Here is a 12,996-nt window from a genome sequence, read left to right on the forward strand (position 1 = left end):
CGTATGATTAGTCCAGTTCACGGCTCCAAACGAAATACTCCGCCCTTCCGCTACGACATTGTCGGCAGCTTCCTCCGCACAGAAGCATTAAAAGCCGCACGCAGCCTGCATCTTCAGGGTGAAATTACAGACGGGCAGCTGCATGAAATCGAGAATGCGGAGATCTCCAAGCTGCTGGAACAGGAGAAGGCGCTGGGTCTGAAGGCTGTCACAGACGGCGAGTTCCGGCGGTCCTGGTGGCATCTGGATTTTTTTCTCGGGGTTGCCGGTACGCAGAAGATCAGTCTGGATCAAGGCAGAAGCGCCAAAGAAGCGGTGCAGCGGGCAGAAAGCTTCCGGATTGTCGGCAAAATCGCCTTCGGCGATCATCCCATGGTTAGCCAGTTTGTAGAGCTGCAGCAGATGGCCGGGGACACGCTCGCCAAAATGACCATTCCATCCCCGGCGCTATTCCACTTCGTGGAAAGCTATAACGGAAATGAGATCTACCCTGACCGGGAGGCATTGTTCCGCGATATTATCCAGGTCTACCAAGACGCCATCCGGGCCTTCTACGAGGCAGGCTGCCGTTATCTGCAGCTGGATGATACCACCTGGGGCACCCTGTGCAGCGGCAGACACCGGGCGCATCTGCGCAGCCGTGGCATCGATCCCGACCAGCTGGCGCAGGATTATGTTCGGCTGATCAACGAGAGTATCGCCGGACGGCCAGCGGATATGACCATTGCTCTGCATGTCTGCCGCGGCAATTTCCGCTCCACCTGGTTCGCTGCCGGAGGGTATGAACCTGTTGCCGAAGTCCTGTTCGGCCAGGCTGAAGTGGATGCCTTTTTCCTCGAATACGATAATGAGCGTTCCGGCGACTTCGCTCCGCTGCGCTTCATCCGGGACCAGCAGGTCGTCTTGGGGTTGGTAACTACGAAACACGGCGGTCTGGAGAGCAAAGAGCAGATCATCGCCCGTATAGAAGAAGCGGCACAGATTGTACCGATCGACCAGTTATGCCTCAGCGCCCAATGCGGCTTCGCATCGACCGAGGAAGGCAACATGCTCACAGAGGAAGAGCAGTGGGATAAGCTGCGGCTGATTATTGAGACGGCGGATGAAGTGTGGGTGTGAAATCATCCTGATCTGAAGAATGGCGTAATTCCATATAATTAATGTCGCATATTTCTATTAAAAATACGCTTTTTATGTGCTATTTTAAATGCAGATGTCAGAATATTATATATTGGAGGTATAAGCAGTGACGCTTAGAATCGGTGTATTAAGCTTATGGCATGTGCACGCCTGGGATTATATCAAGCAGGTCCAGGAACATGAGGATACCGTGATCGCTGCCGTGTGGGATGAAGATCCCGTACGGGGGCAGGCGGCTGCCGAGCAGTTGAACGTTCCTTTTTATGCATCACTGGCCGATCTGCTTGCGGAGGATGATATAGACGGCGTTATTGTGGATGCGCCCACCCGTATGCACACGGAGGTGCTGACCGCTGCCGCCAAAGCCGGAAAACACATTTTTACAGAAAAAGTGATTGCCGCGACTCTGAAAGAAGCCAACGCCATTCTCTCCGAGGTCTCCAAGCAGGGGGTAACCTTGACCGTTTCTTTGCCTCGTCTGTATGACGGGTACACCTTAGCGATTCAAGAGGTTCTCCGTCAGGGCCTGCTTGGCACCGTTACTTACGTCAGAGTGCGCTTGTCGCATGACGGAGCGATTGCCGGCTGGCTGCCGGCCCATTTTTATAATCTGGAGGACTGCCAGGGGGGAGCTTTGATTGATCTAGGGTGCCATCCGATGTACCTCACCAGACTCTTCCTGGGCCAAGCGGTGACCGGGGTTAGCGCAAGCTTTGGTTATGTCACCGGCAAGGAAGTGGAAGATAATGCCGTTACGACCCTTTCTACGGATTCCGGAGCGATCGGCGTCGTTGAAGCGGGCTTCGTCAACAGCCATTCACCTTTTGCAATCGAAGTGCATGGCACGGAAGGGACGCTGCTGTACGGGACACCGGACCAGAAGCTGCTGATTCGCACGAAGGCGGCAGGAGAGGTCTATCAGGAATGGACCGAATGGCCTCTGCCAGCCCCCGAAGAAAGCGCATTCCGGCAATGGGTGGCTCATATCCAAGCGAATACTTTTGCCGAGGACAATGTACAGGCAGCCTTAGAACTGACAAGGCTTATGGAAGCGGCGAACCTTGCGGCCAGGGAAGGCCGTACGATACTTTTGAAAGCGCTGATAGATTAGGATGATCCGGGAAGGTGCCGTATGGAGCCGGTGTTCATTTGAAAAAATGTTTGAGAAGCAGGATATGCTGGAACGTCTCGATATATGCATCGAATGGGGGCATTACGAGATCAAGGTGCTCCGCTTCCACTTGACCTCTTTTCCGGCAGGCAAAGTTATAGATTTCCACAAGCATGCGGAGTTTGAATTTCATTTCATCCCGCGCGGGCGGGGAAAGGTCATTCTCAGCGGGCAGCAATATTCTCTTTCGGAAGGCATGCTCTATCTGACCGGGCCGGGTGTGATCCACTACCAGGAAGCGGATGCCGGGGAAGCTATGGACGAACTGTGCCTGCATGTGGATATTACAGCCAAAGAAAGGGAAGGCGTTGACCCCTGGGAAGCCGCCGAAGCCGAGGAGACTATGGTCAAGCTGCGGGCTTTGCCTGTGGTTCCGGCGCATGATTATCATCGGGCGATGTACTGCTTTTTGGAAGCCTATGAAGCATGTGACGGGAAACTGCTCGGATATTACACTTCTATTAAACAACTGGTGATCAGCATCTTGTTGAAGACCATCAGGGCGTATGACAGCGGGGACAACCGTGCAGAAGCACCAGTGCGGAATATGGCAGCGTACAGATACGAATATGCGGTCCAGTATATGGAAGCCAATCATAAAATCCCTGTAACCCTGGACAATGTGGCGGAAAAGCTCCATATCAGCAGCAGACAGCTGCAGCGGATCTTCAAACAGGTTCAGCCGGAACGGCCGTTTAGCCGGATTCTTGAGGAAATCCGCCTGCAGGCAGTATGCCGTGCATTGGAAGAGAATTTATCCTCCATTGAGCAGATCGCCCAAGATTCGGGATTTACCAATGCCAATTATCTGCATGCTGTGTTCCGCAAACGTCTGGGCATGACGCCCGCAGCGTTCCGCGCGCTCAGACAGCAATCCAATTCAAAGTGAGGGTGACTTAATATGAGTACAACGTATCGGATAGGTATTATCGGTTGTGGCGGTATTGCTAACGGCAAGCATCTTCCCAGCCTGAGCAAGCTTCAGAATGTAGAGCTGGCCGCTTTTTGTGACATTATTGAAGAGCGGGCGGAAGAGGCCCGGCAGAAGTATGGAAGCGCAGAGGCAAAAGTATATACCCGATACACAGAGTTATTAAAAGATGGTTCGCTTGATATAGTCCATGTGCTTACCCCTAACATCTCCCATGCGGAAATTTCAATTGCCGCCTTGGAGGCCGGCAAGCATGTAATGTGCGAAAAACCGATGGCCAAAACAGCGGCGGAAGCCAAAGCAATGCTTGAAGCCGCCAAACGGACCGGCAAAAAACTGACGATCGGCTACAACAACCGTTTCAGGGAGGACAGCTTGTATCTTAAGCAGCTGTGCGAAGCCGGGGAGCTTGGCTCCATTTATTTTGCCAAGGCCCATGCCATCCGCCGCAGAGCTGTACCAACTTGGGGAGTGTTCCTGGATGAGGAGAAGCAGGGCGGCGGACCGTTGATTGATATCGGCACCCATGCGCTGGATTTGACCCTGTGGATGATGGACAACTATCAGCCCAAGGTGGTTCTCGGCACCACCCACCACGAGCTTTCACGGAGAGAGAATGCAGCCAATGCCTGGGGACCGTGGGACCCGAAGCAATTTTCGGTGGAGGATTCGGCCTTCGGGATGATTGTCATGGAGAATGGCGCCACTATTATGCTGGAGTCCAGCTGGGCGCTGAATTCGCTGGATGTCGATGAGGCCAAATGCAGCCTGAGCGGAACGGAAGCGGGAGCCGACATGAAACAAGGACTGCGCATTAATGGCGAGAAGCTGGGCCGTTTATATACGAACGAGATTGAGCTTAGTGCGGGCGGAGTGGCCTTCTACGAAGGCAGACAGGAAAGCGCACCGGATACCGAAATGCGCCAGTGGATTGAGGCGATTGACCAGGACAAAGAACCGGTGGTGACGCCTGAACAGGCCTACGTGGTTTCCCGGATTTTAGAAGCCCTCTATGAATCCTCGCGTACGGGCAAGGCCATTTATCTGAATGAACAGGACAGCAGATAATGTAGATGATTAAGGGGAAATCCAGGCAATATTTATTTGGATAATGACTTTTTATTGTGATTTTGTTATAGTGTCTATATTGAAAAAGCATAACACTTCAGCGATGAAGAGAAGAGTAATCAGGCGGCATCGTTCACAGAGAGCTTCGGAAGGGTGAAACGGAGCAGCGGTGCGCCTGACGAAAAAAGTCTCCGAGCTTCATACGGAATTGGGCCCTGTGCCCAAGGATGCTATGACGGGATCTCCCGTTACAGAGATAGGGTATAAGCGTAATGGCCGTACCCGAAGAGGCGGGCATGGTGACAGGTCCGTGAACAGAGGTGGTACCACGGCGCTGATTACAGCTCTCGTCCTCAAGATGACAATCTTGCGGATGAGGGCTTTTTTGTTTGCTTTTTACATTAACTGTTGAGGTGATTGTTCATGCATTGGTCCGAAAAAATAGCGAACCGGCTCATCGAAAGCCATCCGGAGCAGCAGACATTCGTATGCGCATCGGGGATTAGTCCGTCAGGCCACATTCATATAGGGAATTTCCGGGAGATTGTGACGACTTATTTTGTAAGCAGGGCGCTCGAAAAAGCCGGCAAACAGGTGCGGTTTATTTTTTCATGGGATGACTTTGACCGGTTCCGCAAGGTTCCGCTTCATGTAGATCCAAGCTTTGAGCAGTATATTGGCAGACCCTATACGCAGGTTCCTTGTCCTTACGGCTGTCACAACTCCTATGCCGAGCATTTCGAGCAGGAATTTGAAGAGGCGCTTCAGGCTTTTGGGATCAGGCCGGAATTTATTTATCAGAGCAAGGAGTATCAGTCCCGCCGGTACGCACCCGGAATTCTTCATGCGCTGCGCAGCAGAGGCGAAATCTATGATATCCTGATGTCGTTCAAGACGGGTGAAGCCAGCGAAGCGGACAGAGCCGCATTCTATCCTGTGAGTGTGTATTGCGGAGATTGTGGCAAGGACTCGACCACGGTGCATTCTTTTGATGAAGACAAAGAGCTCTTGTCCTATAGCTGTGCATGCGGTTATCATAGCAGTCTGTCTGTTCCCGAGGCGGATAATATCAAGCTGCAATGGAAAATCGACTGGCCGATGCGCTGGAATCTGGAGCAGGTGCTGTTCGAGCCGGGAGGCCGTGACCATTCGTCGGAAACAGGCAGTTACAATGTAGCTTCGGTTATCTCGGAGCGGATTTTTGGAAGTGCGCCTCCCATGTATGAGCCCTATGAATTCATTAGAATCAAAGGAAGCTTTGCCAAAATGTCCAGTTCCTCCGGGAACAATTACACACCCGATGATCTGCTGAAGGTCTATGCGCCGGAAAATATTCTGTTTCTGTTCGCCAAATACCAGCCGGGTGCAGCGTTTCATATCGGCATGGATGAAGATGTGCTGCGCAACTATACGGAATTTGAACGCTACCGGAAGGCTTACGGCTCCCATACACTTACGGATGATATCCGCGCGGCATTGGAGTTGTCCCTGATTCATCCGCTGGACGAAAAAGCGCCCGGCTTTGGGCCCATTGCAGGCTTGCTGCCTTTGATTCATTTTGATTCAAAATTGCTGCTGGAGATCATGACACGAAACGGGGAAGAAGTAGATGTCCAGAGACTGGAGCAGACAGCGGAGCGGGCAGAGTACTGGATCAGACACTGGATGCCGCAAAAGCTGGTTACTGTGAACACCCGCCGTGATAACAAGCTGTATGACACATTGGAGGCTCATGAGCAAGAATGGCTGGCTGCCTTTTGCAGGCTGCTGAGAACCGGGGGAATGGAAGATGAGCCGCTGATGAAGGCGATATACGCTATTTGTTATGACGAGGATAAACAAAGCATGAAGAACAATCAAAAACGTCTGTTCACATTAATCTATCGGCTGGTGCTAGGCCAGGAGACAGGGCCGCGGATCCCTGTGCTGATTCAGGCGGTCGGGATGGAGAAGCTGCTGGCGCTGCTGGATTTTTAGCGGGACCGGGACTGCCCTTTACGGGATATATCGAACAGAGGTATAATATACAAGACTGTTTATAATTAATGTTGGAAAGTGAGCGGGAACAATATGGGTCGTAAGTGGAATAATATTAAAGAAAAGAAGGCATCCAAGGATGCCAATACAAGTAAGGTATACGCCAAATTCGGTGTGGAAATTTATGTGGCAGCGAAGAAGGGTGAACCGGACCCGGAGTCAAACCGTGCGCTGAAGGTCGTGCTGGAGCGCGCCAAAACGTACAATGTGCCGAAAGCCATTATCGACCGGGCGCTCGACAAAGCCAAAGGCAGCGGCGACGAAAACTACGTGGAACTGCGCTATGAAGGCTTCGGTCCTAGCGGTTCGATGATCATCATCGATGCCTTGACCAATAACGTCAACCGTACCGCCCCTCTGGTGCGGTCCGCATTCAGCAAGAACGGCGGCAACATGGGTGTCAGCGGTTCAGTAACCTATATGTTCGAGCCAACAGCTGTTATCGGGCTGGAAGGCAAAACGGCGGACGAAGTGATGGAATTGCTGATTGAAGCGGATGTCGATGTACGCGATGTGCTGGAAGAGGACGAAGCAGTCATCGTCTATGCTGAGCCTGACCAGTTCCATGCGGTTCAAGAGGTTTTCCGGAGTGCCGGAATAACTGATTTCACAGTGGCTGAGCTGACCATGCTTCCGCAGAACTATGTGACTCTACCAGAAGATGCCGAAGCGCAGTTCGAGAAGCTGATCGACGCTCTGGAAGAACTGGACGATGTGCAGCAGGTATATCATAACGTAGATTCGGAAGAATAGTATTGCGGTCTATAAAATAGAATTGCTTCAAGCGAAAGCCGGACAGGCGGATCTGCGATCTGCTTATCCGGCTTTTTGGTGAACACATTGATCCTTGTTACCCGGTTTATCCGGACTGCTGCGCAGGATGCATAATCTTCTCCATGAATTGCCACAATAAGCTGAAGTGACTTATCACATCAGCTTATGCTTCCGATGCAGTTTTTTTCAGAGCGGAAACATCGGGACATTAGCTCAAAAACTTTTTTAGGAGGCTATACAGTGGAGAATCACACCAAACCGGACAAGAATTTGATCAACACGGTCGAGGAACTGGACCGGGTTGCAGTAACCAGTCAGGAAGCACAGCAAATGGAACAGAAGAAGCTCGACATCCGTAAAGAATCGCTGCGGGATGACAAAACCACGTACAAGAAAAATGAGCAGAATACTTATAAGTGAGTTTATGGATATACGAGTGGCAGGAGAAGCTCCTGCCGCTTTTTTTATTAGGGGCTTCAGCCCGTTGAGTACGCGAAGCGTGCGAAACAAAAAACCACCTGCTATGCGGGTGGAGTAGTCCAGGCTTATAGCAAAAAATCACCTAAACTCATTCGTTATAATAGAGTTGTTCAAGCTACTATGTCTAACGAAAGGAGAAGGTGGTTTTTGTGGCACAAGCCAGAGAAGGCATGGCACAACCCAAGTGGATGTGCAAGTACCCTATCGTATTCACCCCAAAGTATAGACGAAAGGTGATCTACAATCAATACAAAGAAAGTATCCGAGATATCCTAAAGCAACTCTGTGGCTACAAAGGAGTAGAGATTATCGAAGGACACCTCATGCCCGATCATATTCATATGTTGGTGAGTATTCCACCAAAAATGAGCGTCTCGAGTTTTATGGGATATCTGAAAGGGAAAAGTGCGCTCATGATCTTCGATAAGCATGCAAACTTGAAGTATAAGTACGGGAATCGCCATTTTTGGGCAGAAGGGTACTATGTAAGCACGGTAGGTCTCAATGAAGCAACGATTAAAAAGTATATCCAGGAGCAGGAAAGTCACGATATTGCACTGGATAAGCTGAGTGTGAAAGAGTATGAAAACCCCTTTAAGGGGTAGCTGGTAGTCCAAGCACCCCTTCAGGGGTAGGCAAAAGAGGCAAAGGCATAGTGGCTTGAACGAAGTGAAAGCCAGCGCCTTTAGACGCTAGCCGGCACCAGAGGCTTATAGCCTCAGAGCAAACCACCCGTTGGACGGGTGGTTATGATTTCCGGAAATTTTCACATGAATGAAGGGAGGTTCGATTTGGATGTGGTATTATAGAAACAAATGTTCTTATGATGTGATAACAGGAAGGTAGTGGGATTATGCCGGAGTTCCGTTTATTAAGTGTTGTACATACAGTTTTGATCTCAGACCAGCAAATCTTGCTGCTGAGACGCTGCAATACAGGCCACGATGATGGTTTTTACGGTCTTCCTTCAGGACGGCTGGATGGTGGAGAACAGTTGGATGAAGCAGCAGCCCGTGAACTGCAGGAGGAATGCGGTGCTGCTGTTCATCTCAAGGATCTCAAGATGCTCGGAGTTATGCATATCAAGACAACTGATGATGAACGGGTTGATTTTTTCTTCACTGCTAACCGGTGGCAGGGTGAGATTGTAAATGCCGAACCGGATAAATGTGATGATTTGCGATGGTTCCCCATAGATCCCCATAGATCAGCTTCCCGGGAACATGATCCCTTTTGTGAAGCAGGCTTTGGAACGTTACCGGGAAGGCGTCTGGTTTTCAAGTCATGGCTGGGAATAAGAATAGTTCCATTAATCGAATACAGGTTGTTTACGGTGTTTGGTGTGCTGCTCAAAAGAATACGCTATCGCAATCAGAGCAGGTTCGCTGAACGCCTTACCGGCAAAAGTGACTCCGAAGGGCCTTCCGTTCTCCATGTATCCTGCCGGAACAGCAATCGAGGGATAACCCGCTTTGGCCGACAAGTCTGCACCGATGTAAGCAGGGAACATAATCGCATCCAACTGGTAGCGGTCAATAGCATAGTCAATGCCTTCCCGCTGGGCAAGGTGCAAATCCAAGATCGACTCCTGAATATATTTCCTGTCATTCAAAAGATCGGCCAGGCCTTCTCTATACTCCAGGATATCCTGGCCGTACCGAAGCGCTTGTTCCTTATGATTTTGATTCCAATGGATTAACTCTGATAATGAGTGTATGGGCATATGAGCAGGGAGGTTATGCAGAAAATTTTGAATTCCATGCTTGAATTCCATATTTATTTTGTTGTACTTCCACGGGCCATGGAATGAGGGGATTTCTATAGGCTTTACAACCTGTGCCCCAGCTTTAGTCAGATCGGAAACAGCCTGATCAAACAGGAATTCATCAATCTCACCGGAAGACAGCACATGCTCAGGCACGTCACAGTAGATTCCGATTCTCGCTCCGCGTAAGCCTTCAACGTTCAAACATCCGGTATAATCCTGTCCCCCGTCAGATCCTTCATACCTCCAAGTTGCGGGATCGTTTTCATCTCTTCCTGCAAGCACTCCAAGAAGTATTGCTGCATCGGACACAGTTCTGGCTAGCGGGCCTGCTGTATCCTGTGAGTATGAAAAAGGGATTATTCCCGTGCGGCTGATTAAGCCCACAGTAGGCTTGATCCCGACAACGGACATTTGGACTGCCGGACTCAGAATGGAAGCCGAAGTTTCTGTTCCTACCGCTGCGGCTGCAAAATTCATAGCGGCTGCAGCTGCAGATCCGGTGCTTGACCCGCCGACAAAAAATTCCCCGTAAGGGTGGGCAACCTGCCCGCCCCTTGAACTATAGCCCGCCCACATACTGGACGAAATACCGTTAGCCCATTCTGTCATATTCGTCTTGCCTAGGATGATGGCCCCCGCTTGCCTTAATTTCCGCACTACAAAAGCATCCTCCGGGCTTATATGCTGTGCCAATGCCAAGGCACCGGCACTGGTGTGCATTTTGTCATGGGTACCGATATTATCCTTTAAAAGTATGGGAACACCGTGAAGTAATCCGCGTCTGCCTCCATACTTCCGTTCCAGATCAAGGGCTTCCGCCAGAAAAATTGCATCAGGATTAATCTCCATGACGGCATTGATGTGCGGACCATCCTGATCGTATTCAGCAATTCGGGTTAAATAATAAAATACCAGATCTCTTGAAGTCAGGTTCCCCTGTTCCATGGCCTCTTGTAAATCGAAGATATTTGCCTCGTCCAAATTCAGATTCGCAAATTTATAATAATTTCGCATACACAACCTCCTAAATTCAGTATCTTTTAAAAATAGTGCAAGTTCCTTTGAATGTATCACGATAATGAATTTTTTGGTGGGATTTATTGATTATAATCGACTATTACTGCAAACTATCATCCAAGAATTCTCTGGTGCCCACCCTTGAAATTGTGTATGCTGGAGTTTGTTTGAACGTTTTTGACATCCATGCAGGAGGCTTTGCGCAATATGGAACATGGCAGTATAGCAATGATTACGATTTTGGTGATTTGCGGTTTTTTGGCCGGGGTGATCGATTCTGTTGTCGGAGGCGGTGGGCTGATTGCCATACCCGCGCTGCTGTCGTCCGGAATTCCGCTCCCGCTGCTGCTTGGCAGCAATAAATTGGCCGGGACGTTGTGCTCGTTCACCAGTACGGCGTCTTTTGTACGTTCCGGGAAAATTAATTTCGGACTGGTCAAATATTTAGTTCCGTTTTCTATCGTTGGAGCGGTGGGTGGCTCGCTGACGGTCCGTCAGGTGCCTTCGGAGTTTCTGAAGCCGCTTGTGATCGTGATGCTGATTGTAATAACGGTCTATACCCTATTCAAAAAATCATGGGGTGACGTTTCAACGTTCTCCGCTGACAGCAGAAAAACGCTGCTAATTGGCATGGGTATTGCACTGTTGATAGGTTTTTACGATGGATTCTTCGGCCCGGGTACCGGCTCGTTCCTGATCTTCGCTTTTCTCATGCTGGGTTTTGAATTTGTCACCGCCGCAGGCAATGCCAAGGTGCTTAATTTCGCCAGCAATATTGCAAGTCTGCTGACGTTTGCCGCTGTAGGTTCGGTTAGCCTGTACTATGGACTGCTTCTAGGCATCCCCATGGTAATTGGTGCAATAGTCGGATCGAGAATCGCCATCCGCAAAGGAGCCAGTTATATCCGCCCGCTGTTCATCGCAGTTACCGTAATCTTGATCGGGAAGCAAATATGGGATACGATGCACTAAGACCAGCAGTGGAGTTGATAATATGGAGATCCAAAAAGTACATAAGGAAGCCGTCTGGCAGCTGAGGCATGAAGTCATGTGGCCTGAGCGGGAACTTGATTATGTGAAGCTTGACGATGACGATGATGGCGTGCATTACGGGTTGTTCGACGGGGAGCGGCTGGTATCCGCAGTCTCCTTGTTCATCGATGGAAAAGAAGCACAGTTCCGCAAATTTGCTACCCGGACAGAGCAGCAGGGCCAGGGCTATGGAAGCCGGCTGCTGCAGCATGTGCTGGATGAAGCGGAGCGGACGGGAGTCAACCGGATTTATTGCAATGCGAGAAGCTATAAGGCCGCTTTTTATAAAAAATTCGGATTGGCTGAAGTACCCGGTACGGCCTTCACTAAGGGCGGTAAAGAATACATCATCATGGAGAAGCACTTCGGCTCCGCCGGAGACAGAAACAGAAAGGAACCCTGATTATGACAAAAAAGCTGTATTACGAGTCGGCTTATTTAAAGGATTGGCATACATCCGTAAGCCAAGTGGTAGAACGCGAGGATGGACTGTACCTGATTCTGGAGGAAACCGCATTCTATCCGCACGGGGGCGGACAGCCTTGTGATGCCGGAACCATTGGCGGAATCCCCGTGCTGGACGTCATCCTTGAAGATAACGTGGTGCTGCACAAGGTTGAGAGTCTGCCGGATGGAAGCCAAGTTAGCTGCCAGCTTGACTGGAAACGCCGGTTTGATCATATGCAGCAGCACAGCGGCCAACATCTGCTGTCAGCGGTATTCCGCGAGCTGTTTCAGGCCATGACCTTAAGCTTTCATCTGGGCAATGATTATGCGACCATCGACCTTGAACTCCAGGAGCTGACACCGGATCAGCTGGCGGCGGCTGAGCAGGAGGTCAACCGGCAAGTGGTGCTGGACCGGAATATCGTGAGCTATTTTGTCACCCCTGAGGAAATGGCCAGCCTGCCACTGGTGAAGCTGCCCAAGGTTACGGAGAATATCCGCATTGTTGAGATTGAGGGAGTGGAGCATAACGCCTGCGGCGGGACGCATGTATCATCTACCGGAGCCATCGGGATGATCAAGCTGCTGAGAGCGGAGAAGCAGAAGGGCAACATCCGGATCACCTTCAAATGCGGCGGGTGGGCATTGCATGAAGCCAACGATAATCAACGCATCCTCAGCGCCCTTTCTGCTAAGTTCAACACAGGCAAAGATGAAATTATGGACCGGATCGGAAAGTGGGAAGCCGAGCAGAAGCAGCTTCAGGCTGAGCTGGCTGTACTCAGAGAACAGAACGACATCTATATGGCAAAAGAACTGTTGTCCGGGCTTGAGCCCGAAGCAAGAGTAGTTGCACACATCTTCGAGGACAAATCACTTAAGGATTTGCAGAGTCTGGCGGCCAAGCTGACTGCAAACACTGAGCTCCCCGTACTGCTGCTGACCGCAATGGAGAACAAAGCGGTCCTGGCTTGCAACGGCAGTGCCGGGTTGTCCTGCGGAGCTTTTTTCAAAGCCCACCTGGGTGAATTCCAGGGAAAAGGCGGCGGCAGCGATAAAATGGCTCAAGCCGGGTTCCCGGCATGGGACGAGGTTTTGAAGTTCTATGAGTTTGCAAAAGTAAATTTATAG

12 protein-coding genes, 1 pseudogene and 1 other annotated feature are annotated in these 12,996 nt (G+C 50.5%); of the genes and pseudogenes, 12 read left to right on the forward strand and 1 reads right to left on the reverse strand.

Features of this window, described 5'->3' with window-relative positions:
• The first annotated feature begins 3 nt into the window (after window positions 1-3).
• The 9 genes and pseudogenes from JI735_RS24350 to JI735_RS37500 all read left to right on the forward strand — a co-directional run.
• Entirely contained in the window at window positions 4-1,119 is a 1,116-nt protein-coding gene (locus JI735_RS24350) for a 5-methyltetrahydropteroyltriglutamate--homocysteine S-methyltransferase (RefSeq protein ID WP_039837801.1), read from the forward strand.
• A 127-nt stretch (window positions 1,120-1,246) separates the two neighbouring features.
• Window positions 1,247-2,251, forward strand: a complete 1,005-nt coding sequence (locus JI735_RS24355) for a Gfo/Idh/MocA family protein (RefSeq protein WP_039837800.1) — start codon at window positions 1,247-1,249, stop codon at window positions 2,249-2,251.
• A gap of 1 nt (window position 2,252) precedes the next feature.
• On the forward strand, window positions 2,253-3,200 hold the full coding sequence (locus JI735_RS24360; protein WP_051052104.1) for an AraC family transcriptional regulator: 948 nt from the start codon (window positions 2,253-2,255) through the stop codon (window positions 3,198-3,200).
• A gap of 12 nt (window positions 3,201-3,212) precedes the next feature.
• Window positions 3,213-4,310: a Gfo/Idh/MocA family protein gene (locus tag JI735_RS24365; protein WP_039837799.1), complete on the forward strand. Its 1,098-nt coding sequence runs from the start codon at window positions 3,213-3,215 to the stop codon at window positions 4,308-4,310.
• Window positions 4,311-4,404: 94 nt separating this feature from the next.
• Window positions 4,405-4,668: a binding site (T-box leader), on the forward strand.
• 65 nt (window positions 4,669-4,733) lie between these two features.
• Window positions 4,734-6,287: a lysine--tRNA ligase gene (lysS, locus tag JI735_RS24370; RefSeq protein ID WP_039837798.1), complete on the forward strand. Its 1,554-nt coding sequence runs from the start codon at window positions 4,734-4,736 to the stop codon at window positions 6,285-6,287.
• A 93-nt stretch (window positions 6,288-6,380) separates the two neighbouring features.
• Window positions 6,381-7,100: a YebC/PmpR family DNA-binding transcriptional regulator gene (locus JI735_RS24375; RefSeq protein ID WP_020426248.1), complete on the forward strand. Its 720-nt coding sequence runs from the start codon at window positions 6,381-6,383 to the stop codon at window positions 7,098-7,100.
• Window positions 7,101-7,361: 261 nt separating this feature from the next.
• Window positions 7,362-7,541: a hypothetical protein gene (locus JI735_RS24380; protein ID WP_020431278.1), complete on the forward strand. Its 180-nt coding sequence runs from the start codon at window positions 7,362-7,364 to the stop codon at window positions 7,539-7,541.
• Window positions 7,542-7,771: 230 nt separating this feature from the next.
• Entirely contained in the window at window positions 7,772-8,206 is a 435-nt protein-coding gene (gene tnpA / locus JI735_RS24385; RefSeq protein ID WP_202677603.1) for an IS200/IS605 family transposase, read from the forward strand.
• A 248-nt stretch (window positions 8,207-8,454) separates the two neighbouring features.
• Window positions 8,455-8,739, forward strand: a pseudogene (locus tag JI735_RS37500) (NUDIX domain-containing protein); the annotation flags it as partial.
• Between the two features lie 171 nt (window positions 8,740-8,910).
• On the opposite strand, the gene JI735_RS24395 reads toward JI735_RS37500, so the two are convergent.
• Complete coding sequence (locus JI735_RS24395; protein ID WP_202676527.1) at window positions 8,911-10,383, reverse strand: amidase family protein; 1,473 nt, start codon at window positions 10,381-10,383, stop codon at window positions 8,911-8,913.
• A gap of 210 nt (window positions 10,384-10,593) precedes the next feature.
• Here JI735_RS24395 and JI735_RS24400 point away from each other — a divergent pair, with 210 nt between their 5' ends.
• From JI735_RS24400 to JI735_RS24410, 3 genes are read left to right on the forward strand one after another with little or no spacing between them, the layout of a single operon-like run.
• Window positions 10,594-11,358 carry a TSUP family transporter gene (locus tag JI735_RS24400; protein ID WP_039837336.1) on the forward strand — a complete coding sequence of 255 codons (765 nt, stop codon included), beginning with the start codon at window positions 10,594-10,596 and terminating at the stop codon, window positions 11,356-11,358.
• A gap of 22 nt (window positions 11,359-11,380) precedes the next feature.
• Window positions 11,381-11,821 (forward strand): GNAT family N-acetyltransferase, encoded by a 441-nt coding sequence (locus JI735_RS24405; RefSeq protein WP_202676528.1) that lies wholly within the window; start codon window positions 11,381-11,383, stop codon window positions 11,819-11,821.
• A gap of 2 nt (window positions 11,822-11,823) precedes the next feature.
• Window positions 11,824-12,996, forward strand: a complete 1,173-nt coding sequence (locus tag JI735_RS24410) for an alanyl-tRNA editing protein (RefSeq protein ID WP_039837334.1) — start codon at window positions 11,824-11,826, stop codon at window positions 12,994-12,996.

The organism is Paenibacillus sonchi, from assembly GCF_016772475.1.
Taxonomy (GTDB): Bacteria; Bacillota; Bacilli; order Paenibacillales; family Paenibacillaceae; genus Paenibacillus_AQ; species Paenibacillus_AQ sonchi.

What these genes read in the sequence shown, in the direction of transcription:
- JI735_RS24350 (WP_039837801.1), top strand. Translation starts at nt 4, where the DNA reads ATGATTAGTCCAGTTCACGGCTCCAAACGAAATACTCCGCCCTTCCGC.
- JI735_RS24410 (WP_039837334.1), top strand. Translation starts at nt 11,824, where the DNA reads ATGACAAAAAAGCTGTATTACGAGTCGGCTTATTTAAAGGATTGGCAT.
- lysS (WP_039837798.1), top strand. Translation starts at nt 4,734, where the DNA reads ATGCATTGGTCCGAAAAAATAGCGAACCGGCTCATCGAAAGCCATCCG.
- JI735_RS24375 (WP_020426248.1), top strand. Translation starts at nt 6,381, where the DNA reads ATGGGTCGTAAGTGGAATAATATTAAAGAAAAGAAGGCATCCAAGGAT.
- JI735_RS24405 (WP_202676528.1), top strand. Translation starts at nt 11,381, where the DNA reads ATGGAGATCCAAAAAGTACATAAGGAAGCCGTCTGGCAGCTGAGGCAT.
- tnpA (WP_202677603.1), top strand. Translation starts at nt 7,772, where the DNA reads ATGGCACAACCCAAGTGGATGTGCAAGTACCCTATCGTATTCACCCCA.
- JI735_RS24365 (WP_039837799.1), top strand. Translation starts at nt 3,213, where the DNA reads ATGAGTACAACGTATCGGATAGGTATTATCGGTTGTGGCGGTATTGCT.
- JI735_RS24360 (WP_051052104.1), top strand. Translation starts at nt 2,253, where the DNA reads ATGATCCGGGAAGGTGCCGTATGGAGCCGGTGTTCATTTGAAAAAATG.
- JI735_RS24400 (WP_039837336.1), top strand. Translation starts at nt 10,594, where the DNA reads ATGGAACATGGCAGTATAGCAATGATTACGATTTTGGTGATTTGCGGT.
- JI735_RS24395 (WP_202676527.1), bottom strand. Translation starts at nt 10,383, where the DNA reads ATGCGAAATTATTATAAATTTGCGAATCTGAATTTGGACGAGGCAAAT.